The sequence below is a fragment of the Flavivirga aquatica genome (assembly GCF_001747085.1).
GTDB lineage: Bacteria > Bacteroidota > Bacteroidia > Flavobacteriales > Flavobacteriaceae > Algibacter_C > Algibacter_C aquatica.
Genome location: NZ_MDJD01000007.1, coordinates 1 through 25,936 on the forward strand (window position 1 = coordinate 1; position 25,936 = coordinate 25,936).

Below are 25,936 nucleotides of genomic sequence, written 5' to 3' on the forward strand. Positions count from 1 at the left end.
TACTTTACGTATAAATTTTTCTAATTGAGTATCGTTGTACAAATCTAAATTGTGCCTTACTGGTGGTCTGCTACTTTCTTGCTCTTGGACTTTTACAGTAACTCGCATTCTGTCTAAACCCTCTAATTTTATACCGCCCAAAACTGTAAGTTCTAAAATGTCATTTTCGTAGATTAATTGGTCTGTATTGTCTGCTTTTAGTTTGTTCATAAGTTTCTTTTTAGAACATATATTGTCCAAAAGTATAAAATATGTTCTCACCAAACAAACAATATTTCATTTAGATAGATACTATTTGTTTTATATATTTGCTTACACCTTAATTTTATTGATAGATTTAGAACTTATGTTGTTTGGAACTCGTTTATTAAGTACTCGTAAAAAGAAAAAGATTTCGCAAGATGAACTAGCCAAGACTATTGGTGTACACGCTCCTGTAATTGGAAGATATGAACGTGATGAAGTAAAACCATCTATTGAGACTGCTACCAAAATTGCAGAAGCTTTAGAAGTGTCTTTAGACTATTTAACTGGATTATCTGATTTAGAACTGGATAAAACTATTGTAGATACTATTATGGATATACAGCAACTTGACAGCAAAGATAAAACGCATATTATGACTACTATTAGTGCGCTTATACGTGATGCTAAAGCTCGTAATACTTACGCATAAAAAAGCTATCGGTTAGGATAGCTTTTTTGTTATAAACTTATTGAGTAAATATTTCTAATTCTTCATAAACTTAGGAATATAAACTAATGATATCAGTAGTAATATAAAAGATGCTACAGATAAACTAAAATTATATTTCAAATACCACATTGTATTTTGAAAATCTTCTTTCATCCAAAACAAAGACATAATAAGAACGAATATAAAACTTAGTAAAAATAAAAAACTTACCTGTTTTATATATAATTTTAAAATTAGTAAAAAAGGGATAAAAAAAATATTAAAAATAAAGTGATATGCAGTCATATTTATCGCCATTCTTTCCAATATGTCAATATCAAAACTATAAGATATACTATAAAAAATAGCTCTATATAGAAATTCTATAAAATAATGACATATTACTACAACTATAATAAATAATAATATATTAATCTTCTTCTTCATATAAATCTTTTATTATCTCTTGTCCCAATTTCACTCTATGTTCATAATTGGAGAAATCGAAATTTATTGTTTCATTTCCATTCTTATCTTTCTCAGTAAAAAATTCTCTAATAACCTTACTTACAGAATTCGGAGCTAAAGGATTTGAAAAACTACTATTAATTTGCCCTACAATATTCGCCATATCAGCTTTAGGATTATTTTTCTTAAAATTGTTCATATATGTTTGAACCAATGTCTGCTCATATTCAACTAATTTTAAATCCAAATCTGCACCAGCTAAACCAAAAAAGGACTGTTCAACACCATTTGCGTCAGCAAATGAATCATTAATAACACCTTCATTTTCTATAATCCTTTTTGCATTATTCATATTGTGAGAAAATAAAAATTCATTTCCACCTCGTAAAAATTCTTCAGAAGAGTCACTAAGAAACCACATATTTGTAGCACTTTTTGCAGCTGCACCAACACCAACCTCTAAAGCAAAAGGATTATATTTAGTTACTTCAGCAGCAGCTTTGAACCACTGATTACTAATTCCTTTCTCTTTCATATATAAGTGAACAAAATTATAATACGAATGCCTTTCTGAAATAGTTCTATATAAGCTACTCTTCAATTTTTCAGTATTATAAATTGATGCTTTCACAAATGAATTTTCTCCACCAAATGAAGATGAAAAAATTCCGCCAAAATGTCCCATTTCTCTCCTATCCACATAAAACCAAGCAGATTGATTATTACCTACTTTGTCGATAGCCAACATCTCTTCGAGACCTTCTAATTCTCTAGAGTTTATCAATTTATTTCCACTAAAACTATAAGGTGAATAATGAGGATATTTTTGAGTCAAAGGGTCTACAGTAAAAAATCTATTTAATCTTGGATCGTGCATCCTAAAAGTAAAGTTTGCACTATTCCCTTCGCCCTTTATTTCATTATCCATTTCTTGACCTTGGAAGCCGTACCTATAGTCTGAAGAGTTTCCGTGTCTACCCGGTAAGAGCATCCCGCCTGGATAGTAGTCATTGCGTTTTTTTGTAAAAAATCACTTTTTTTTTTGCGCATGCCTTGACTAATATTGGTGTTTCAAAAAATATTTTAAAGAACGTATTACTGTGATAAATATACTACTATTTCCATTATTATCTTAATGGTTTGTTGCTTAATTGGCATTGGTATTTCATTTATAATTATTAGTGATTTGTACAGCCAGCATTTTAGTTTTTGCATCTTTCATATCTATTAATTTTTCGGATTTCTCCGTTATTTATAGATATAATTTAATGTCAGATTTCTAGAAGTAAAGCTTATTTGTGAAGATTCATTATAATAATTCCCACGCAGGTAAAACCCAGTTTTTTGAACACAAAAATCCTCTGTCTTTTACCTGCTTCCTTTGCCTCGGTATGTTACATAATTGGCATTATAAGTTCGCTCCGCACAGTTTTTAACGGATTATTTTTTGTTGTTTAAAAACTGTCGTTATAATGTAAATTATGTAAAATACTCCCATTCGCCTGACTTCAGACGCTCACTTTTGAACTTCGATTGATGTTTTTAGTTTTGATTGTAAAAGTTTGTGAATACTAACGCCTTTCAGTTGTTCCATTCCAATAAATGAACAATCCCAACCGTATAAAACCACTTCGTAGATTATTCCTTTATCGGAACGCTTGCAGAAGCATCAAACATTTTAAAAAGATGAAGATTTACAGGTCTATAATTTCAGGATTAAGAAACAACCTAAATCAATCTTCAGCTTTTTAAAATGTGACAAACGATAGTGCGTTCAGCTTGTTAGCTCTGAAGTTTCTTATTTAGTTCGGGTTTGTGCGGTTGGTATGTCGGCAATTTTACATAATAGCAGTTATAACTATCGCCCGCAACAATAATAACACGCCGAAGGCAACCAAAAGGGAAGTATTATAACTTCTATTATGTAACGTTGCTTGGGGCGGTTTTTGGCTTTTTAGCGATGGATGCAGCTCTTTGCAATTGTGAGGCACGAACAACTTGTAATGTGCTGCAATAGCTGGGGTAGACAAAAATTGCAATGCGGTGGCGAGGGGTGGCGTTTATTTCTTCTCATAAAGAACAAGTGCTAATTCGTCTACTTTTTTAAACTCAATATCCGAAGTAATCAATGGAAAATCTAAATACAATGCTGTTGCAATAATAATACTATCTGGAAGCTTTGTATTATATGTTTTTCTAATTCTTATGGTTTCTTGTTTTACTGCACTATTTATCGTTATGGTTTTGCATTGTGATACAAATTCATTGATAACTTTTTCTTCTTTGACTGTAATGCCTTTATAGGCCAACAATTCCAGTTCTGTAATCACAGAAATATATAATTGCTTTCCGTTTAATAATTCGGCTAGTGTTTCATCTCCATTTAATAAATAGAGAATAATATTGGTGTCTAAAAACAGCTTATTCCCATTCATTACGAAGCTCTCTTTGTATGTTTAAAGCATCTTTTTTTAAGCTGATTTTTCCAACATATTTATATACGTCAACGCCTTTAGGCTTTAACTCTTTTGCTAAGTTCTCTAATATACTTCTGATGCTTTTTTTAGTAGCACCTTGTCTTAATGTCGTTACCATAATTCTTCTTTTATATTACAAAGGTAATTTAATGTTTTTTATTGTTTTTAAGTCTTAATATTTAACAAAAATAACAACTTGGTATCACAATTTGTGATACCAAGTTTACTTTTCATCAAGGTTTTAACCATTCTGATAGCCCATCAAGTTCTGTATTTGGGTAACTGATTAAAAGTATTTTACACAGCCAATAAATAGCACTTTGCAGCTGTTCACTTTTATAATGTCTTTTTTCTAATTGGGTTAACAGCACTATGTTTTCTAATAATGATTCTTGCATATAGATAAGTTCACTTAAATCAGTAATAGGTAGTTTTATATAATTCTGTTTTGTTTTGGGGTCTGTTTGCAAGGTATGTAGATACCTTGTCTTAAATTCATGTGGTGTCATTTTGGTAATGTTTTAGGATTAAAAACCCTGCTTAGGCTTCCTATGCACATTACCGTGCACTGAGATTGTTTCCTAACTCAAGCCATACAGGGCGTAACTTTAATTGTAACTTAATAGTGGTAATGTTTAAGGAATAAAAGTAATATTATCTTTTATATTTCTATGGACTGTTATTCTTTATTTTCATCTCTCATATTTTTTTATCGTAAGGGGTGGAAGTTGTTTATGGTTTCATGCAGACTTTCTAAATCGTCTTGTTGGTAGCGTTCGGTTGAACTTATATATTTATGTCCTGTCAGATATTGGGCTTTTCGCAGTCCGTTTTGTTTGAGCCAGTGGATGATAACACTTGTTCTTATTTGTTTTACATCGGTAAAACTGTTATTGATTTCCTTTAGTTCTTTAGCTAATTTATGTATCGTATTATGAAGCTTGTAACTCCTTCCTATTGGTAGTAATAATTGTTCGGTTACTTTATTGGTTTCTTTTAAAATCCTTGGCCTAACTTCGTTAATGTATTCCATAAATTCCATGAGTTGGAACGGTTTGAGTTCAATATCCCTTGTGTTACTTTTTCTTGTTCCTGGAACTGTGATTTTACCTTTGTAAAGCTGTATGTTTTCCACTTCCAATAATTGTAAATCCCTTGTATTTAAACCTTGATAAACGAGCAGTCCAATGATGATTTTATTTCGCTTTCTTGCTATTTCCTTGCCTTTATTGATTGGATAACTATAATATAAATCTTCCAGTTCCTCGAACTCTAAAATGTTGTGTATAATATGACGTTTTACTCCTTTTATATTCAGGTCTTTTATATCGTTCTTTTCTCTGTGGTTTTCTTCTGTGAGGTAATTAAAATAGATTTTTAGATTACCTATATAGGTTTGCAGGGTTCTTGGTTTTAGCTGTGATGCTCGTAAATACGCTATGTATTGCAAAAACGTTTTGTAATCTATGGTTTCTGCATGTGTTCCATAGCTTTCGCACCAATCGTTAAACCTTGTTACGCTTCTTTGATAGGTTCGGATACTCTTGTCGTTGTAACCATTTTTCTCTAAGTAATGTTCGTATGTATTCATCGCCTGTGAGTTCTAAAAAGTGAATGTATATTTGTGTGGATTCTAAACTGCTATGTCCTAAAAATTTACTGATTTGCTCTATGTCTGCACCTTGTTCCAGTAAATGGGTTGCAATGCTATGTCGCAAGCTGTGAAGTGTAATATTCCGTTCTTGTAGATTTGGATTCTCTGTTGCTTTTATAATAGCTTTTAGTCGATTAGAAAAACTCATTCCTAATAATCTTCCTCCTCTGTAATTAATAAATAAGGCTTCGGTTTCTTTGTTTTTATAAAATTCTGTGCGCCAATCGTAAATATAGGTTTCGAGGATTTTTAAGCTGTGATTATTAAGTGGTACAAAGCGTTCTTTATAATTCTTGCCTTTTCTAACAAATAAACGTTGTTTATCAAAAAGGATGTCACTTATATTTAAATGTACTAGTTCATTTCTTCGCAATCCACAACTATAACCGCATACTAAAATAGCTTTGTCTCGATGTCTTATTTTATCATCTCCATGACTATAACTTGTGGCTTCAAAAAGCTGCTTAATTTCTTCTTGTGTTAGCACATTTAAGCTATCCTTCTCATTTCTTTCTTCTCGTTTTAAATGAATATTAATGCCTTTGTGATTGTGTTGTTTTAAGTATTCTCTAAACTTATAAAGTGCTTGTTGGTGTTTATTTAAATGTCCTTTGCTTATTCCGCCTGCTCGTCTTTGGTTGGGTCGGGATTTTAAGTGATTGTAATAATCTGTTACATGCTGGGTTTGTATATGATTGATTTGATTTATGTTTTTATTTTCTAAGTAATTAAAAAACTCTCGTAAGTGAATAGGTAGTAAATAAACCGTGTTTTCTGAATAACCTAAAATATCTAACCACGTTTTAAAGTCGATTAATAATTCTTTATAACTAGGGTTATTTAAGTTTAAATTTTTCATTCTGCGGGTGTTTTTTGGGTTTATATAGCGAAGTGATCTTAACTAACTGGTTTTGTTTATTTTAACTTCGCCATTTTGGTAGTAGCGAACCTATGACGAACTGGCGAGGTTAATATTTGCAAGACAATCTTGTAATGCTTTATCTATCTGCTCTTTTAAGTTGGTATACTCATCAACATCAACTATTTCGTAATGATAAAGCTGTCCTTTCTTTCCTTTAATCTTTTTTATATAATCTTCTACTAATAATTGTTTGTTGTATCTCCGTAATGTGGTTTCTTTTACTCGTAGGTTTCTGCGTATTTCTGCATTTGTAAATGTGGTTTGATTATTTACTTTTAGGTAATCTTTAAGACTTTCTAAATGGTTTCGGCAAGCTCCTGTAATCGTATCACTTTTTCTTAATAAAACTTCTGTAATTAGTTCGTTAGCTTCTTGGATATCTTCAATTGTAGTTTCTATATATTCTTCTCCTGTTTGCTCGTCATAGTGCCTGTGGCGCTGCCACTGTTTATAAAATGTAATGGCTTCTATAAATTGTAAATAATGACTGTTGGTTCTTCGGGGTTTAAATACGGATTGTGGTAACTCTAAATATTCTGCATAGGGATTGATTACTTTTATTGGTTTTAATATCCTCTGAACATTTTGTAATATATTTTTGGCTTCTATTTGCTCTTGCTCATTTAGTTTTCCTGCGCTTAAAAAACGCTGGTATTGCATGATGCGTTGATCTTGTTCTTCGCTTTCGTCGATGTATAATAAAAAGGAACGATTGCTATTATCTTCGTAAATACTTTCTTGTGTCGTGCAACCTGCAACGCTTACAGGACCTTCTACGGTTAAGTGTATCGTTTTGGTATTCCCTTTTCGGTCTTTATGAACGACCGTTTTTGTTATGCGTTTTTTGGATTGTAATTCTCGAAGTGGATAGAGTACAGATTCTGCGCCGTCCAGATCTTCTATTAATATTAACTTGTGTTGTAGTTCTGTACGGTTGAAGTAATAAAAGGCATTTGCTGATAAAACTGTGATTTCTACTTTATCTTCTTCGGGTATGAGTTCTGCTACTTTAGATTGTAAATGTGTTTTTCCAACGCCTGAGCTTCCTAAACTTATACAATGCAAAGGGTTCTTTGTTTTTCTTGATGTAAATATTAAGTACATTAAAATTCTATTATCCACTTCTCCTATTACTCCAGATTTACCGATTAATTCGTTTGTCTTTTCTAATAGGTTTTTGCTTTGCAAAAATTGGATGGCTTCTTTTTCTTCTTTTGCTGTGAGCGTCTTAATAAATGCTTTTTGTAATTCGGCCTGTTTTGAGCTTAGTAAAAAACGATAATTCTCTAGTTCTTTGGTTAGTTCCTGCAATGTTTTTCTAATAACACTTGTTCCTATTTCTAAGCGTTCTGCACATTTGCGTACTAACTTTTCTGTTTGGTTGTCGTTGTATAGATCGATGCTTTGTCTTAATATATTTAATACCGCTTTAGTTTTGGTTAGTTTCTCTATGCTTAATGTTACTCGTAAACTTTCCAACTTGTTCAACTGTAGACCTCCTAAAATGTGTAATTCTATGGATTTGGTTTTGTAACAATAATTATTGGGATTGGAAGTATCTAACATTGTTGAAAAATATTTTAATGATAAACATATATGGCAAATGTATGATATCTATTTCATTCAAACAACAAACAAACCTTTCTTTTGATAAAAAACTATTACTATATTTGCCTTAAATAGCTATAAACACTATTCTTTAGATAGACATGTTAAACATTGGAAGCAAAATAATGGAATTGCGTAAAGCAAAAAGTTGGTCGCAAGAGGATTTAGCCAAACAAATACAATCTTCTCGTGTCATGATTGGTAACTATGAGCGTAATACCAATACGCCATCTATTGATATTCTTCTTAAAATCGCTAATATATTTGATGTATCTGTCGATTATTTAATTGGAGAGGGTTCTTTATCTAATTATGATAAAGAGGTCTTAAAACGTATTGAGGATATCGAACAACTTGACGAGGATACCAAAAGTAAACTCTTTTTTCTTATTGATAATGTCATACAGAACTTTAAAACTAAACAGGCGTTTTCTTAATACTAAAAAAGCCTCTACATCTCTGTAAAAGCTTTCTATTTTCTTTACTCTTATACTTACTCAAAACGCTACCAAGTACAACTTGGCAGTAGCGACACGTGTTACCCTAGCGGGGGGGACACGTGGTCACCGAGCGGGGGGAATAAACCTTAAAATTTTAATCTCAATGAACGTTTCTTAAAACCTTCATTTACAACACCATTCCATTTATGGAACAACTTTTTGTAAAAGGTTCGTAGAGATTGCACGGAAATATATTATAGTTTTAATTTATTATCTCTCCCTTAAGGTTAACGGCTATTAAATCATCTTTATAAGAAAGTTTATAATATTCTTTAATTATTAGAAAAACTGAAATTCTCTCTTCTTCATTAATAATTTCACCATTATCCCATAAATTAATACTATCTATTAATATTTTACAATTTCTTGGACTAGTATTACATAGTAACGCTTTATTATTAAATTGAAAAAACAACCTTTCTCCCCTTTCAATCAATAACATTCCTATATAATCGTTTTCATTTCTAAATTCATATATGAGGTCACTATTATCTCTATAGGTATTAATAATATTTAAGTCAGTCTTACTGTATTTCATAGTTAAATTATTCTTTTATTATGTGCCCATTTTTAGACAAATCACCATTCATTTTACGTCTAAAAATGGTCTTAACATCAACATTAAGCATTAAATTAGGCTTTTCTAATCTCCACCAAGTACGTTCTCCCCATTGACCAAATCTATTAGCACCAGTTGAAAATACATTTAAATTTCCAGAAGCTCCTTTAGAAAATTTATCTGAAGCTATATCCCAAATTTCTGCTGCTTCACTACCCGATAAAGGAGATTCTTTACCAAATAATTGTAAATTATCTAAAAACCTTCCACCTGGTGTTAATTCTAACGTCAGCTTCTCATTCGCTTTTGCCCATGACTGGGCATCAAACATTCTATTCCCTGACCAGAATACAGCTTCATCAGGCCCTGTAGAGAAATCTAACTGATTTTCAGACATATCTTTTAATTCATCATATGAAAAAGATTTATTCCCTCTTTTAAAAGCAAACTCACCAAGATTTTTGAGACCCTTATATGTCATCTTTGTGAGGTCTATATAATCGGTTGCCCCACCTGTTGCTTGCGATAAAAGCTCATCTTTAGCTTCATTTATAAGAAAAGTGGTTGCTGCTTCTGAAGCTATCACTTCCATACCCACAATTAGAAGAAGAGGTGATGCGAGTATTGCCGCTCCTTTAGCTGCTTCCTCATTACCTAAATTCCTATAAGCATTATAAATTCTACCATAATCATCTCTTGGAGCATGTTTTAAAGCATCACGAAATACATTATTATGATTATAGAATAGCTCTTTTACTTTTCTATCATGTATAGGACGTTGTACCACAACAGGTTGACCTACTTGAAGACCATTTTCACTCTCATTAAATATATGTTCAGTAAAAAAGAATCTATGTGGAGCTCCATTTCTGATAACATAAATACTATTGGTTATGGCGTCATAATAGTAATCATCATCACCTCCTTTATCTATAAGCATTATAGGACTATTGCTAGCAAAATTATAATTACCTTGATAAGATTTACTAACTGCGTCTAAACTCAACCATCTACCAACTCTTGGGTCATGGAATCTTGCTCCGTAATCATAACTATTCCCTTCGCCCTTAACTTCATCATCTTTCTCCTGTCCTTGGAAGCCATAACGGTAGCGATGCGTTTCATCATGCCTATTAGGTAAAAGTTGGCCAAAAGGATAGTAATCATTATATGTAAGAACGTCTGGCGTAAAGATACTCTTTTTTACTAATTTACGATCACTTACAACACTTAACACATTTCCTAGGTGGTTACTTAACTCATAACGCTTATCCCCTACTGTTCTAACAAACGTACCTTCTGGAAGTGTTGGAGCGATATTTTCTATACTCGCAGAAAAATTACTCCCTGTTAATGATGTAAAACCTGGTTTTAATATAATTTCGTTACCAGCTTCCATAGTAATATTTCCTGTAACATCTACAATAAAAGAATTACTATTTCCTGCTACATTAATACTGTTTATTGCCTGATATAACTCTGTTGTTGTTATATTATCGCTACCCAAAACTAAATTCTCTTGTACTTCAAGAGACTGTCCATCTTTTGATAAACCTATACTTTTTCGTTCTATACCTAATCTTGAACTACCATAAATATGATGCTCTTTAAGAGTTACCTCTTTATCATCACCTATCGTTGTGGTACTAGACGAATTAGTTTCATAAACCGCTAACACATTACCTTGCGCATCCCTTGTATATACTGTTGTTTTATTTTTTGGTAAAACTGTTTTTGCTATACGGTTACCTAAACCATCGTATTTAAAATGTATTTCGGTGTTATTAGCCTTTGTAATACTAGCTACTTTACCATCTACACGCCACTTTATATTTGTAATACCTTCTTGAGCATCGCTTATTAACTGTCCAATAGCATCATATTGGTAATTGGCATTTTCGTATTCTCCAGATACAGCGTTTTTAGTTCCTAAAATTTGTCCAAAATCTATATCACTACTAAAGTTAGCATCAAGGCTATTATTAACTTCTTGTACAGCTAACAGTCTATTATTTATTTTAACATCTTTGTTTTCTTGATTTTTTTCTATATGGTATTTATAATTAAAATTATCCATAGCTAATGCCTTTCCACTCTCATCTATACCTTCTCTAGTTAGATGTTCCAAGTTTCCATTTTTATCATAAGCATATGTACTACTATAATTTTTATTCCCAGCTGCATTATACCCTTGCATTTCTTTAATACGGTTTAACTGATCGTATTGATAATGATTACGTTGCGCACCTATAGCAACCCCATTAAGATCTAACATATCGGATGTCATTTGCTTGATATTTCCGTTATATAGGTTTTCTATATTTTGAGGTCCATTGGAATCGCTTAAAAATGCATTTATACTTCCTGTATCCCCTATTGGGGTATAATCGTTATCATAATAACTTAATGCAAAACCCATAGCATCTTTAGCAACATTTGAACCTGTAGTACCATCTTTACCTAAATCGTTTTCTGTCACTAGTTGATCTGCATTTACACCTTTTAACCAACCTTGTAAGGTATAGGCGTAATCTAAGCCTTGCACTTTTTTATCGCCTAATTCGGTTCTAGCTAGTGGCCCGTGAGAAAAATATTGATAGGTCGCATCTTCTTCCCAATTCATGCCATCTCCAGATGTTTTTACATTTACTATTCTATTATCGGCATCGTACTCGTAACTATGAATAAATTGATCTGCTCTTCCATTTTGATAGGTTACTCTATTTACATTACCACTAATAAGGTCGTAATTATATACTACGCGTTTAATACCCGAATTAGAATTTGTAATATCTTGAGCAAGCACCTTATTATGTTGTGCTATTTCTGATACGTTACCATGTATGTCATAATGATAAAAAATTGCATTATCATAATTAGTAATATCTTTATCAATATCGTAACTATCAAAATAATACACCGCACTTACTCTATTTCTAGTATTATCTGTATACTCTTCTGCCAAGGTTACTGTTTCAAATAGCTCTTTTGGATCTGGTCCTGATAAAGCTTGAATTTCTTCAGAAAAATCTATCCTACGATACGTAACATTACTATACGCCGTTTTTGTTACTTCTACTTGAACATTGGATACATTATATGGATACCTATCTTTATATTTTGTAGATACAGGGGTTTCTTCTGCCCCTACATAATTTAATTTACCTTTAGTATCATCTATAACTAATGCTTCTTTAGGCTGTAACTCTCCAGCTTCTATTATTCTTCCCAATTCATCGTATGCTGTATAGCTAAATGTATTTTCTTCCTCTTGTTTTGCATTTTGTGAAGCTATTATTCTACCTAATTCATCATATGCAAAACGCGTAACACCTCCATCTGGTGTTTTTTGCCATACTAATTGATTTAAAGAATTATAACGGTACTCTGTAATTAAATTATGATCTGGCAATAATGCTGCGTTTTCTAGAGGATCGTTCTTTGCTGCTCTATGGGCATTTATTTGTTCATGAAGTCCAGAGTCTAATTCATCATCGGTAAATCGATCTACTCCTTCTGGTGGTACAGTTTGCAATAAGTTACCTGCTTGATCGTAATAATATAATGTGTACTGGTATTCTTTATCTTCATATTTCATACCAAAAGTCTCCACAGCACTACCTACGGCTTTATTTAAATAAGCCTCTATAAATTGTTGTTTTTTAGTGTTAATAAAAGCATCATAGTTATCATTTAAATAGGCTTCTTTAACACTTTCTTTAAACTGTTCGCAATCGCTTATAGGTTGGTCTATCTCTACGTTAAATGATACAGGGAATGCACTAGGTACACATTCTGGGTATTCTATTAAGTAATCTGCTGTAAATGCAGCCCATGTTTTGGCGTTATCTTTATAGTCTTCTACATGTTTTACATATAAATCTATAATCGCTCTTATTTTTGAATAGCCATAATTATATGCTGTTGCTCCAAAACGTTGTATAGACATATAATTTAAGTCTAGCGCTTTAGGATCTTCTGTACTAGTTAATACTTTAGACTTCTCTAGATAATATTCATAATCATCCACTAAATATGCTAAATAATCTTCACAGAAAGCTAGCTCGCTAATGGCTTCTACACCAACCTGAGTCATTAATGCCTCATATTTTGGGTATTTCTCGGTACAACTTATAGGTACTGGACGCTTTGGCACACAGATGTTTTCATCGCATTCTTCTGATGGTATTGCTGCAAGACTTCTTAGAACCAAGACACTATTTTCCTCTCTTACTATGTTAAGCGTATGCTGTGACTCTTCTGAAATAGTTGATGCATTAAAAAACACACACGGCCTAATACCTCCATTATCAATTATATCATCTGGGTGTACTGTACTTATAAAGCGTAATTCATCAGAAGAGTGTCCATCGATATTGACAGTTTCAATGTTTGACCCAAATGTCTTTCTTGTTATTTTATAATTAAGACGACTCTTATAAGGAAAAGCACTATGAACTGGTTTTTCTCTTAATATTTTAATTTTAAAATCATTAGCACCTAATAAATTTCTTGTTTCAATATCCTCACCCTGAATTGATGCTAAACCTATCTCAAGGCTATAATGGTCATTGAAATAAACAGATATAGTAGATAATCGTTCAAAGAAGAATTCTACTTTACAGTATATATTAGAAAAATCGAATGAATGTATTACATCTAAACCTTTATAAGTATATGCAGCATACTCAAAGTTTTGTTTTAATGGATATCCACTATTTATAAATGATTGAAGCTCTGGATAACTAGCAATATCTAGATTATAGGAAGCAAATCCATTTGTATCTGCTGGTATAGCGTCTTGCCCTAATATAACGACTTCATCTACAATTCTAGATACAAGAGATGAAAATGTAGTTTCGAATGTGCTAAATTCTGGATCTGTATTATTTATTTCACAAATATCTGGCTCCACAAATAAATCACATGCATATAAAAAACATGAATAATCTTCTGGAGAGTGACTCCCTATTTGATCTGCTACAGTTACGTGAGTCGAAATACGTCCTAAAACCTTATCGCCATTATTAATCCTATAATTAAAAACTATACCACTTCCTGCATCATTACCGCTAACATAATCTGAACACAACATCTCGTCTATATCAGACCAACTAAATTCCTGTCTGTCAATTCTTAAATTAAATAAAAATCCATACAAATTAGTATTTCCAGAATCTGTTGATGGAAATAATATTTTAAAGCTAGGCTCTATATATTCACTCGGATTTCCATTAGAGAATTTAAGATATGCGATACTAGTATCTATACCAAAACTCAAGTCATCTTCATCTATACATCCAGCTAACCCTTTTTTCAACTTATTAACAATATAAAATTCTGCTACAAATTGCTGCCTTAATTGATCGTCCAGTTCTATTAAATCTTCTGTACCATTAGTTATCCCATAATTAAAAATATCTAGAAAATACTGCTCAAATAATTTCTCTTTTTCTTCGTAACCAGAACACGACACCTTTTTTTCTGCACATTCAAAATTATCAGGCTTATAAGAATCGTTAATATCTCCACAGCAAAGTAGGTTTATTAACCCTTCGCCACCATTAGTTAGTACTCCTTCTATAGATCTACGACTACTCCTAGGTCTGCTCATTCTTCTATATGCTATACTTGCATTATGTGCTAAAACATATCCTTTTTCATCAAACTCATAATCTAAACTAAATGCGGTAATGTATCTAATATTTGCAGGATTGATAGGTTCTTCTAGCTCTAATGAAAATAAAATCCCTGAAGTTCCTTCTATGGTGTAAGTACTTCCATTAGGTTTCCATATAAGGTTCGTTTCTCCAAAATATCCTAATAGGAAATCTTGATTATAAGCTGTTATGTCATTCAAATTAACTTCTTGGTTAATTTGTTCGTTACGCTCTAAGGTATACATAAGACGTAAAATAGCATTTTGAAAGTCTTTAGGCGTAGTACAAGCATCTTCTGCACTGGTAGACCCTGTGTCTACTAAAAACTGCCCTATACCATTAGCTATAGATAAACTACATTTACCCACTCTTGCCTGTGTTGTACCATCAAGTATAATTTCTTTATAATCATTAATATCTGCACTACTCTTTTGAATTCTTGCTAATACTTTAAAACTGAATAGCTTTTCTTCTGCATTATATCCTATATTATTATCAAAAAAGAAATTACTAATTTTTGTAATAACCCAGTTATTTTCTCCATAAGTATCCCAATTAGCTGTACCATATTCAATAGGCATGTTTACTGGTAAACTAATAGTAACGGGGTGTTCTCCTATTTTTTCTCCTGTTTCATTGTCTTCAAGAGTAATAGTAAGATCTCTTCCATTAGGCTCTGGAAGAATATCGATACCTTCACTAGGAAACGTTCCTCCTAAATCTTCAAATAAAGATATAGACATATATTGACTATCGTAACCTGTTCTTCTAAGAACTCTTTCTGGGTTTTTAAAATAATCGCCAAGGTATAATTCTAAATCTCTACCTAGTGGGCATACTCCCGTTCCTATATAATACTCTCTATCTGTAAATGCCTTTAAATCTGCAAGTACATCTTTTGGGGCTGCTCCAGAGTTATAACTATGATCTACAGGTACAAATCTTTTGGTTTTATTTTTGTATTGACTGGCAATGGATTCATCATCAAGGTTATTTGTACTTTGTATTAATGCTTCAATAGCATCTACATTATTATCATTATAATCTGAAATTATTGAAATTAATGATATCGGTGCTGGTTCTTTACCAATAGCACCATTATAATCTCCTCTGTTATATGCATATATATTAGCAAAAACGGTTTGAACACGCTGCTTTATTGCAAAATAATTACTTCTATAACTCTTCCAGAATCGTTCTTGATCGTCTGGTAGTTGACTATCAATTAAGCCTAGTATTGACGTTTTTGAATTTATACCTTCTACTTCTGTACAATTCATTAAACTATTACAAATATTGAGTGCCAAAGTATAATTCATCATAGATCTTTCTGACCCATCAAAATTAGATTCTAGAGCTTCTTTAATAACAGCTTTTCTCATGGAAGCTGAAAACCCAGCGAAGGTTCCTTTAAAATAAGGATCTGAATCTGCTATAGTGGTTAACCCTAATAAAGGGCCCTTTTTAGCATCTTCATATGTTTCTATGCCTTGTAAATAGATATCGTATCCATCTGAATTCATATTACGATTACCGTTTACTGTACTTATGTTTGCACAAACCTTTTTTGCATATTCTAGATAGGTGTATTCTGGATGGTAATATAATAATGAATATGCCCAGTTATCTTGCCATATATCTGCACTTAAAAAATCTGAAACATGAGCTAGGTATTGAGGTTCTACAAAATACTCTCCAGTATTTTCTTCATCTGTAGAAATAATTTCTACTCCATTTAATATTTCTGGATTATAACTAATTTCAACAATATCTTCATCTGTATCGGGGTCTTTAGTAATGGTTTGTATTTCTTTTACACGAACATAACTAATGGTACCATCTACATTATAATAATGCCCATCTTTAAAATGTTTTCTGGCAACACTTGGTCTGCTATCTTTACCTGGATGACTTGGGTTTCTCCAACTGTCATGCCTATCTTTAATTTTTTTTGTACTGAATAACTCATTATTTTCATTAAAAATACTAAGAGCTCCATTGCTTTGGCTAATGTTTTCTTCTACAAACTCATTATTAGTTGCAGCCTGTTGTTTTAGCACAAAACTCTTATCTCCATATTGCCCAAAGGGCTTCATATCGTTAAGTAACTGTTCTTCTAACACTTGACAAGATATAGCGTTTGACCCATCTACAGTTTCCCCTTCTCGACTGAGGCAAGGCTCATTACATGCTTTTATATACCCTTTAAACTGATTGGCAAAAGCTTCCCATAATTTATCTTTTTCAATTTCTAAATCGTCTGTATCTAAATATGATAACGCTGTATAATCGTAATTAGCGACTTTCTTATCTGCATAATTATTTATTGCTTCTTCTTCACTTAGGCCTTTAAGCAATGCTTTTTCACAGTCTGCACATGTTTCAAAACAGCCATCGAACTCTATTGGTGGAAGAAAATTGACTTCCGATTTTGGTATATAACAATCCCCACCTTTCTCTTCATCTGTTAATAATTCTACATACATGTTTGCATAATCATCTAAAGCATCTTTATTAACGACTAGTTTTTTTGTAATTCTATAAGAGCCTCTTGGGACTGAAACTATCAGATCTTTTATTTCAAATAGATTATTATCTAGTTCACTTAAGTTTACAGTTTCCTGTATTGGCGTATCTAATAATGATTTTGAATTTTTATCTAATACATCTATTTGTAAATCGTACAATAATGGAAAAATATCTTCTATTACGCACCCAAATTTAAAATAAGGAGTATTATTTGTTAATGTATATTTAAACTCTCTAGACTCATTAAACGCTGATATTTTTGAGTTTGCATAGGTAAGCTCATCTATTAACGTACTGTAATAACCTGTAGCTCCTGCAATATTTAAATCGAAAGTAGTATCTGAATCTAATTGTGCATTTTTATTTAAAAGATCTGTAGTTATTCTTTTATGAAGTATGCCTTCTGCATCAATTTCATTTTCAAGCGCCAATACGTTTGATGGTGCATGTCCAGATAATGCAGTTGCTATTGTTCTTCCTTGTGGGTCTATATAACTTATACTGGCTTGACGATTAGGATCGAGAACTAAATTCTTTTTATAATGCTTTGCATTTCCAACACTATATCCAAACAAGCGGTTTAGCTCTTTTTGCTCTGGAGTACCATAATAGTATTCCATGTCATGTTCTCCTCCTAATTGGTGTTTTTTACCTACACCACTTTTACGTCTTATTCTACCTGTATTATCTGGAGTATATTCTATTTGTGAAAACGGATATTGTTCTGCATTAGCTATACGTTCCTTAAATGCATCATTAATATCATTATTAGATGAGTAATATTTAGCTGCTCCAAAGGCACTGTCCATCAACTTATCATTTGAAGGTGTGTCTAATTCATTTTGGGTATCTAAATCGAAAGCGGTATAAGTATAAGGTTTGATTTGATTATCGACATCCTTGAGCGTACTCTTATTAAAGTCTTTATAAAATTTAATTTCGTTTTCGTTTGTTGGTACAGGTAAAACCTCAATCGCTGGTCGTCCTTGAGCATCATAAATAACCTCTCCTACAATAGCATTATTGTCACTATTAATTTTAGTAACGGTTTGACGGTTTCTTAATGTTCCGTCAAAATAACTTACTACTTCTTTTTTCTTGCCTTCTTCGGCATAGCTTGCTTGAAATTGCCAGTTTTTATTTATCTGATGTTCTTTTGTTTCCAATATTTTAAAAACGGCGGCTCCCCAATCTGCTATTGTTTGTTTTTTTGTATGCCCTGTACTCCATCTCCCAAACAGATACTTATCTAAATTATCTAAATAATACCCTACAGCTCTTACTCTAAAAACAAGATAACCTTTAGCATATATTAAAGGCACTGTGTACTCGGTATTAGTCGTTTGAATGCGTGTGTTATTTAACTCAAAAGCTCTAGTAGAAAAGTTAATTTGATTAGCTTCTAAATCTATATTTGGATTGTCTGCATAGCTATCCACCCATGCCCATTCTAAATCATAATGTTTTGCTCCAGTAATAGCTCCCCATTTTATTGGTAATTCATTTTGACTATTTATTGCTAATATTTGTAATGATGGTGTTACTAGTGGATCTAAACGGTCGTAACGTTTAGCATCAAAACCAATTGTTAATAGGACATCATCTGGTGTAGATCCATTTACAACCTCTGATGTATTGTTATTATTTAAGTTTTTATATCTACTTTCTAAAACCTTAATACTTGCGCCATACTTTTTATTGATAACGTGTTTGCTTATATCTGCAAAATAACCTCCAGCATTAAAGTTATTATACTCGACTTCTAAATCTATTTGATATTTATTTGCTGTATCAAATGTATCGTCTTTCAAAGCAGGCGTAACCTCTAAAGTTAATAAAAAGGTATACCAAATTGGAGATGGCGTTGTTTGTTGTTTTAAACTTAACGCTATATAAGTCATAGGGTTTACATAGCTAATATCTAAGCTATTTGCATCAACTACCTTATAATCTAAGCTAACATCATCATCTAACAATGCGTTATCTATTTTTAAAGCATCAAATTCTTTGGTATTCTGTGCATAACTCACAGAACATAAAAACATTACTAGTAATAAAATTCGATTAAACAAAATGGTGTTTTTCATTTATTTATGTTTTTAAAGATCAAGTAAAAATCATGTTGCTATGACATAGCTTTTGTCATGATTTTTAGTTTATTTCTTAGTGTTTTTAATGTGGTTAAATTTTTATTAATTTCTCTCATCAATAAATTGATAATCCTTATATCTATTAGCTAACACTATTTCACCATCATCACTTTCATTAAAATAATTATTAAAACTTAAAACAGCATCTGTAAGTAGATTATCTACTTCTTTCATTTCTATACTTAATCTACCAAAATCACTTATATAATCTCCATTTTCTAAAATAAATGGAAGCTGCGAAGCAAAATACATTTCTTGTTTTTCTACACTATAATTATTAGGGTTGATAAACAAGGCTATTTTAGCATATGGCACCGATTGTTTTTTATTTTTAGCAATTAACACACATTTTATAAGTCCATTTACCTTATCTACAGATAGTCCATCATAGTATTCTAAAAACCCAGCAACGTCTATTAAAGTAGCGTTAGAAGCTTGGTTGCTGGATCTATAAACAGCAATTTTTTGACCATGGTCGATAGCCATTTGTTTATTATTAATAGTTAACATTTCGTTATTAGCTATTTTTAATTGATATATATTCTTCTTTTTTATTAAATGCCCTGTATAAGATTCTGTGACTTCGTTACCTGTTAACCCTTTATACATTTTGTACTCCATATTAATCTGATACGCTTCTGTATTTTGGTAGTACTTACTTATTTTCTTTAATAATGAAGTTGCTGTTTCTTTTTGAGAATATGCTAAAACCGTATTACCTAAGAAAAAAATTACCATGAACACTTTAATTCCTATTGAATTATTCATCTTTACCTATATTTTTATTTGGAATTATTTGATCTTGTTTCTTGAATGGTATAAATACCTCTTTCTGTTTCTTTCTTTACACGCACTAATCCTCCCTCTTTATCATATTCATAAAACGTTGCATAGTTATTTTCATCCAGTTCAGATTGAAGTCTTTGTGTTTTAGGATCGTATACAAATGTTTTTATATTACTTTTAAACGGATGCATACGTATATCATCAAAATATGAATTGATATCTTCTCCAGAAGTATTTTTTAAAACTATGTTCATAAATGCAGCCTCACTTGGTACGAAAAAATCTGTAGAAATTCTCTGCCAACCATCAATAATAGCTCCTTTAGGTTTGAAAGCCACCTTGTATTGTGTATCTAAATCTAGTACTTCTCCTTCTTCATTCTCATAGACTACTTCAATCAAGCTATTCATGTAATTTTGAACTTGATAATCTGGATCTGATTTGTAAGTAATAAAATCGTGAGTTAATGCAATATTATTAAATACTGTTTTGTAATCAGGTTTGTTATTATTTAATAATCCATCACCTGCTTTGGTATCTATACTAAACTTAGATACTACTTCTAATGTATTACCGTTAGCAACGAAACCTGTAAACTCTATTTTTAATGAAGGATTATTAAATATTGGGTAACGTTGGGGATTAACTCCTCCCTCGTAAGCAGGCGTTACATATTTAAAATCAAAATCATCTCCTTTTGCTTCTGGTGAAAATGAGAACTGAAAACCTATAGTTCGTTTATAACCGTACTCACTTCTACCCTCGGTAACATATTTAAAATTATATATGGCTAAGTTATCTGTTGGCCCATCTATTACATAAGGTAAAATAGCATCATATACTTTATTTTCGATATCTGGAATGTAATTTTCCTCAACAAACCGAATAGCTTTCCTTGGTTCTTCATTAAGGACAAAATCTTTTACGAGATGGTTTAATAACTCTAACAAACGATCGCTACTTGGTTTATCTGCTATAAAGTTTCTAGTTTCTCTAAAATCCTCACTAATACCTTGTTCTCTTACCCATCCACTAACTACATAACGATCTCCAGGCTGTGGCTTAAACTTTTCGCAGCCTACTAATATTGGAGGTTCTTCGTTTTTCACATATACCCTTACTGCTAATCTTGTATCACTCTCACAAGTTTCTTTACTATTTACTTGAGCTGCATAATAGGTGTGTCCACTAATTAATGAAGTTGTAGGTGCGTAAGGTGTTCCCCCTTCTGGTGCTGCATACCATTTTATAGTATCATCTTGTGCTATTAAATTTGCTATTGTTGGTATTACTCCATCTTTTGCAAAAATGTATTGATCTTTTTTTAAATATTCAGAAAATTGAATATCGTATACTACAACCTCTACTGGCATTCTTAACTCACTCTCATCTCCTTCATAAAACTCGGTAACATAATATGTTGTACCATTTACCAAAACTGTAGTTTCTGGTAAAGCGCCTCCTCCTGTTTCTGCATTATACCATCTTATCTCGCCATCAAGATATGTTTTTACAACATCTACAGATTGTAATGTTGGAGAATTGGAAGCACAGAAGTATTGAATACCATCTGCAAAAACATCTTTAATCCCTATAAATACTTCTACTTCAAACCTACAAGGGTGCCCATTTAATGATGCATAATACGATTTTCCGTCTTCTAACAACATATCATTAGATAATACTGTTGTGGATGTAGGTGATGCATACCAAGTAATACCTACAGATGGGGTAATTTTTAAATCTCCAATAGTGGCATGAGCTTTTGTTGGAAACGCTTGAAAGCTTTCATCTATTATAACACCATCTTCATTAACGGTTTCAAAAATACCTGGAGCGCCTTCATTTATTTTTAAAGGCACTGCCACTTTTTGAGGAACACCGTCAACCTCTGCCCATAATATTTGAGATTTAAAAAGTTCTTCTTCTTCTGGAATTGGGGTTGTGTCTGCTTCGTTATCAAACCACAGCGCAACACGCCCGCCATTAGGTACTGCGAGATTACCTATAGAGATTGTTGCTAACGATTCACAGAACGTGTAGTCTTCTGGGTTTGAAACTTCTCCATCTGGATCTGTGGGACAATTGTTATCATTAGGATCTAAAGGATCTGATCCATTTTCTATCTCTAGAATATCAAGGCAGCCATCATCATCATCATCTTTATCTATATGATCTGGAGTACCATCTCCATCTGTATCTTTATACTCTAATATAGTAATCGTTCTTCGAGTTAACTTTAATGAATCTACTACAGTATTTGTGGCAATAAAACGGTATTGGCTACCAAAATCTACAGCATCAGTTATGGTTAGGGTATAATCTTTACTTGTAGCATCGGGTATAATTTCGAAGATGCCACCCGGACTACTTTTATACCACTTGTACTCATTATTATCACTAACTAATTCCATACTTGTTAGTATTGTAGGCTCCCCTAATTCTATATACCTAATTTCGTTTTGATCTACAAAATCTTGTGGTATATATGTAAAATTATCTAATTGTGTTTTATAAGCTGGAAACTCTAACTCAAAATCATTAAATATAAATGCATTATTATTAATTTGAACACTGGTATTAGGCAAAGACAAATTAGGAATTAACTGTGGTAAATCTCCTGAAAAATAATTATGATCTAAATGAATACTATATAAATTAGGTGTATTATCCAATCTAATAGTTTGAGGAATTGCTCCACTAAAATTATTATTAGAGCACCAAAATACTTCTAATAGTGGAAGATTACCAATATCTGAAGAGATCCCACCTGTTAATCGGTTTTCTTGTAACTTAATCGTTTTTAAATTGTATAAACTCCACAAATTACTAGGTATAGTTTCTTGTAATTTATTTGCACTAAGATCTAAATTTACTAAATCTGTTAAGTTCCCTATACTATTTGGTATTGCTCCTGCAAATCTATTGTCTCCTAAATCTAAAGTTTTCAAATTTATTAAAGCTCCTATATTCTCTGATATTTCACCTACATAAGTATTCTTGCTCAAGTTTAAAACTTCTAAAGCTATTAACTCATTTACTGCAAGAGGGTAAGCTCCTGTTAATAGGTTTTCTTCTAGATTTAATGTCGTTAAGTTTATTAATTGTTCTAGCTGATCTGGTATTTCTCCTCTCAAATTATTATTGGATAAACTAACTTCTGTAACTATAACTTCCGAACCTACAGTAACTCCATACCAATCGCAAACTTTAGAGTCTGGATCGTTAATTAACCAAGGTTGATTATTTGCTTTTGTATTAGTCCAATTTGCGCCATCTGTTGCTTGATAAAGTTTTACTAATGCTTCTCGTTCAGTTTCTGATACATCACAAGCATCTGCTGCTACTATTTGCAAAGTTATTGGATTACGTTCTAGCTCAAGATTATCTATTGTTTCATTAGTTGCTTTAAAAATATACTCTCCTGCGTCTTCTGCAACCACATTATTAATAGTATAGTCTTTATTAGTAGCCCCCACTATTATTTCGTAAACGTCATTAACTTTTTTGTACCATTGATAACGATTATTATCACTCATTAACACACTACTTGTCAAAACAATAGAACCTTCAATACGTACTATTCTAGTCTCTTCTTTATCTACTTTATCTTGAGGAGTATACAGAAATACTCCGTCTGGATAACCTGAAAGCTTATTTTCTAAATCTTTAAAAATAAAAGCATTCTCTTGAATCTCTAATTCTTCTAAATTTTCTAGCCCAGTTAAATCAGGAATTGTACCTGATAATTTATTATTATGAAAGAACAAAGTTGAAATAGAACTTGATGTAAAACTAGGAATACTTCCTGTTAATGCATTATTACTTAAATTTAATTCATTTAAAAACTGCAATTTTTCTAATTCAGGAGGTATTGGTCCAATCAAATCTTTATTAAAAACAAGACTTAATATAGTAACATACTTTAAATTTTCTATTTGTTTAGGGATTGAACCTACTAAATTATTATTAACAAGACTAAGCTCCTTTATTTGGTTATTTTCAACATGTACCCCAAACCATTCACATACTGGTTTATCTGTTAACCAATTCGTGTTATTTGTCCATTCAGGTCCACCTGTAGCAATATACAAATCTATTAAAGCTTGTTTTTCTTCTAACGAAACCTTACAATCAACCGAGCTAGAATCCTTTACCTCAACTTTAATAATCCTACGCTTAATCTCTAAATTATCTACTATTGTATTTGTAGCCACAAAACTATACATACCTGCATCTTTTGCTGCATTAGCATTGGTTATTATATACTCTTCGTCGTTTGCCCCATCTATAGGTAATCCATTTTTAAGCCATTGGTATCTATTATTTTCACTTGTTAATACATTATTTTTTAATGTGATACTTTTAGTTGGCTCCACCACCATAACCTCTTCTACATCAACTAGATCTTGTGGAGTATAAGTGAAATTTGTAAGATTAGTATAAGTTGTAAAATCAGTTTCAATGTTTCTAAAAACCAACTGGTTATTTTCTATATTTAGTGTCGCTAATACAGGAATTTGCGAAATAGAAGTTGGAACATCACCAATTATTTTATTATTGCTTACATTTAATGTTTCCAAATTAACTAAGTCACCAAGCGTATCTGGTAACATACCTTCTAAGTTATTTCCTGATAAATTAAGCCCTGTGATTTTTTCATCTTCTACCGTTACTCCATACCAATCGCAGACTTTAGAGTCGGGATTAGAAATATCCCAAGCTTGATTTCCATCTTTATAATTAATCCAATTCTTACCTCCTGTTGCATTAAAAAGATCAAATAATGCTTGTCGTTGCGATGATGGCACACTACAGTTCTCTTTAACTATTAACGTAATTTTATTTCTAATTAATTCTAAATTTTCTATTGTACTATTAATTGCTCCAAAATAATATTCACCAGCATCTTCTACTTCAGCTTCGTTTATTACAATTTCATTCCCTGTACTTGGTATACGCTCGCCATCTTTATACCACACATAAGTATTATTATCACTTGACAATTTAGTAGATAGGATAATACTGCTCCTTACAGTAACGCTTTTACTTTCAATCTCATCTACATTTGCTTGTGGTACATATACATAATTTGTTAGTTTAGCTTTAAAATCTTTATGTAAGTCTTCAAAATCTGAAAAGATAAATTGATTATTTTCAAATAATAATTCTTGTAAATTACTTAAACTACGAAAACCCAAAGGTAATTTTCCTTTAAAGCTATTATCACTCAATCCCACAAACTCTAAGTTGGATAAAGTTTGTAATCCCTGAGGTATCATTCCCTCTAATTGATTATTACGAACATCTAATCGTACTAAACTCTTAAGAAAAGCAAATTCTGGAATTAATTTACCTGTTATTTGATTGTTTGATAAGTCAAGTTCTTGTAAATTAAGTAAGTTACAAAATGAAATAGGGATTTCTTTCTTTAGATTATTACCTCCTAACTTTAATGTTACTAAGTTTGCTAAACTACCTAAAGCAACGGGTAATTCTTCTGTTAATTTGTTGTTTTCTAATATTAAAGTGATAAGCATATGTAAACCTCCTATAGACGAAGGTATACTTCCACTTAACTGATTGTCTCCTAAATTTAATACCGTAAGGTGTAATAAATTATTTATAGAAGATTGAATCTCTCCCTCTAAGATATTATTATTTAAATTTACTTCTATTACTTTCCCATCAACTACGGTTACGCCATACCAATCGCTCACAAGAGAACTAGTTTCATTAATTAACCAAGGCTTATCTCCTTCAATTGTATTGTTCCATTTATCTCCTTTTGTTGCATTATACAAATCTATTAATGCTTGACGCTCCTCTTGGGGCACTTGCCCCTTAACTATAAACGAACTGCAAAAAATGAGCACTAGTATTAAAAACTTTAGTGTTTTTAATACGTTATTAGTGTTTAACTTTTTCATCTATTTTTTTAACTTTT

The 25,936-nt window shown here is 31.8% G+C and carries 13 protein-coding genes and 1 pseudogene; 2 read left to right on the top strand and 12 right to left on the bottom strand.

What is annotated here, in order from left to right; all coding sequences use genetic code 11:
- Positions 1-210, bottom strand: a pseudogene (locus A8C32_RS00830) (hypothetical protein); the annotation flags it as partial.
- A 118-nt stretch (positions 211-328) separates the two neighbouring features.
- Here A8C32_RS00830 and A8C32_RS00835 point away from each other — a divergent pair.
- Positions 329-676 (top strand): helix-turn-helix domain-containing protein, encoded by a 348-nt coding sequence (locus A8C32_RS00835; protein WP_240491665.1) that lies wholly within the window; start codon positions 329-331, stop codon positions 674-676.
- Positions 677-1,106: 430 nt separating this feature from the next.
- Here A8C32_RS00835 and A8C32_RS00845 read toward each other — a convergent pair whose 3' ends face one another.
- The 7 genes from A8C32_RS00845 to A8C32_RS00870 all read right to left on the bottom strand — a co-directional run bounded on the left by A8C32_RS00845 (position 1,107) and on the right by A8C32_RS00870 (position 7,763).
- Positions 1,107-2,135 (bottom strand): hypothetical protein, encoded by a 1,029-nt coding sequence (locus A8C32_RS00845; protein WP_123803285.1) that lies wholly within the window; start codon positions 2,133-2,135, stop codon positions 1,107-1,109.
- A gap of 1,069 nt (positions 2,136-3,204) precedes the next feature.
- Positions 3,205-3,579: a type II toxin-antitoxin system VapC family toxin gene (locus A8C32_RS00850; protein WP_069828562.1), complete on the bottom strand. Its 375-nt coding sequence runs from the start codon at positions 3,577-3,579 to the stop codon at positions 3,205-3,207.
- Entirely contained in the window at positions 3,566-3,739 is a 174-nt protein-coding gene (locus A8C32_RS20470) for a hypothetical protein (RefSeq protein WP_165605769.1), read from the bottom strand. The genes A8C32_RS00850 and A8C32_RS20470 overlap by 14 nt, the downstream gene beginning before the upstream one ends.
- 115 nt (positions 3,740-3,854) lie before the next feature.
- Positions 3,855-4,130, bottom strand: coding sequence for a hypothetical protein (locus tag A8C32_RS00855; RefSeq protein WP_069828563.1), 276 nt, complete (start codon positions 4,128-4,130; stop codon positions 3,855-3,857).
- Between the two features lie 200 nt (positions 4,131-4,330).
- Complete coding sequence (locus A8C32_RS00860; protein WP_083253199.1) at positions 4,331-5,212, bottom strand: tyrosine-type recombinase/integrase; 882 nt, start codon at positions 5,210-5,212, stop codon at positions 4,331-4,333.
- Positions 5,127-6,134: a tyrosine-type recombinase/integrase gene (locus tag A8C32_RS00865; RefSeq protein ID WP_069828565.1), complete on the bottom strand. Its 1,008-nt coding sequence runs from the start codon at positions 6,132-6,134 to the stop codon at positions 5,127-5,129. The genes A8C32_RS00860 and A8C32_RS00865 overlap by 86 nt, the downstream gene beginning before the upstream one ends.
- Positions 6,135-6,224: 90 nt before the next feature.
- Positions 6,225-7,763: a hypothetical protein gene (locus A8C32_RS00870; RefSeq protein WP_069828566.1), complete on the bottom strand. Its 1,539-nt coding sequence runs from the start codon at positions 7,761-7,763 to the stop codon at positions 6,225-6,227.
- Between the two features lie 143 nt (positions 7,764-7,906).
- Between A8C32_RS00870 and A8C32_RS00875 the strand changes: the two genes are divergently transcribed.
- Complete coding sequence (locus tag A8C32_RS00875; protein WP_069828567.1) at positions 7,907-8,242, top strand: helix-turn-helix domain-containing protein; 336 nt, start codon at positions 7,907-7,909, stop codon at positions 8,240-8,242.
- 265 nt (positions 8,243-8,507) lie between these two features.
- Here A8C32_RS00875 and A8C32_RS00880 read toward each other — a convergent pair whose 3' ends face one another.
- The 4 genes from A8C32_RS00880 to A8C32_RS00895 all read right to left on the bottom strand — a co-directional run bounded on the left by A8C32_RS00880 (position 8,508) and on the right by A8C32_RS00895 (position 25,919).
- The gene (locus A8C32_RS00880) at positions 8,508-8,843 is read right to left on the bottom strand and encodes a hypothetical protein (RefSeq protein WP_069828568.1); all 336 of its coding nucleotides are present in this window, start codon (positions 8,841-8,843) and stop codon (positions 8,508-8,510) included.
- Positions 8,844-8,850: 7 nt separating this feature from the next.
- On the bottom strand, positions 8,851-19,140 hold the full coding sequence (locus A8C32_RS00885) for an RHS repeat-associated core domain-containing protein (protein WP_123803287.1): 10,290 nt from the start codon (positions 19,138-19,140) through the stop codon (positions 8,851-8,853).
- A 105-nt stretch (positions 19,141-19,245) separates the two neighbouring features.
- Positions 19,246-19,971, bottom strand: a complete 726-nt coding sequence (locus tag A8C32_RS00890) for a LolA3 family protein (protein WP_123803290.1) — start codon at positions 19,969-19,971, stop codon at positions 19,246-19,248.
- Between the two features lie 14 nt (positions 19,972-19,985).
- Entirely contained in the window at positions 19,986-25,919 is a 5,934-nt protein-coding gene (locus tag A8C32_RS00895) for an Ig-like domain-containing protein (RefSeq protein ID WP_083253200.1), read from the bottom strand.
- Positions 25,920-25,936 lie beyond the last annotated feature (17 nt).

What these genes read in the sequence shown, in the direction of transcription:
- A8C32_RS00845 (WP_123803285.1), bottom strand. Translation starts at nt 2,135, where the DNA reads ATGCTCTTACCGGGTAGACACGGAAACTCTTCAGACTATAGGTACGGC.
- A8C32_RS00850 (WP_069828562.1), bottom strand. Translation starts at nt 3,579, where the DNA reads ATGAATGGGAATAAGCTGTTTTTAGACACCAATATTATTCTCTATTTA.
- A8C32_RS20470 (WP_165605769.1), bottom strand. Translation starts at nt 3,739, where the DNA reads ATGGTAACGACATTAAGACAAGGTGCTACTAAAAAAAGCATCAGAAGT.
- A8C32_RS00855 (WP_069828563.1), bottom strand. Translation starts at nt 4,130, where the DNA reads ATGACACCACATGAATTTAAGACAAGGTATCTACATACCTTGCAAACA.
- A8C32_RS00860 (WP_083253199.1), bottom strand. Translation starts at nt 5,212, where the DNA reads ATGAATACATACGAACATTACTTAGAGAAAAATGGTTACAACGACAAG.
- A8C32_RS00865 (WP_069828565.1), bottom strand. Translation starts at nt 6,134, where the DNA reads ATGAAAAATTTAAACTTAAATAACCCTAGTTATAAAGAATTATTAATC.
- A8C32_RS00870 (WP_069828566.1), bottom strand. Translation starts at nt 7,763, where the DNA reads ATGTTAGATACTTCCAATCCCAATAATTATTGTTACAAAACCAAATCC.
- A8C32_RS00875 (WP_069828567.1), top strand. Translation starts at nt 7,907, where the DNA reads ATGTTAAACATTGGAAGCAAAATAATGGAATTGCGTAAAGCAAAAAGT.
- A8C32_RS00880 (WP_069828568.1), bottom strand. Translation starts at nt 8,843, where the DNA reads ATGAAATACAGTAAGACTGACTTAAATATTATTAATACCTATAGAGAT.
- A8C32_RS00885 (WP_123803287.1), bottom strand. Translation starts at nt 19,140, where the DNA reads ATGAAAAACACCATTTTGTTTAATCGAATTTTATTACTAGTAATGTTT.
- A8C32_RS00890 (WP_123803290.1), bottom strand. Translation starts at nt 19,971, where the DNA reads ATGAATAATTCAATAGGAATTAAAGTGTTCATGGTAATTTTTTTCTTA.
- A8C32_RS00895 (WP_083253200.1), bottom strand. Translation starts at nt 25,919, where the DNA reads ATGAAAAAGTTAAACACTAATAACGTATTAAAAACACTAAAGTTTTTA.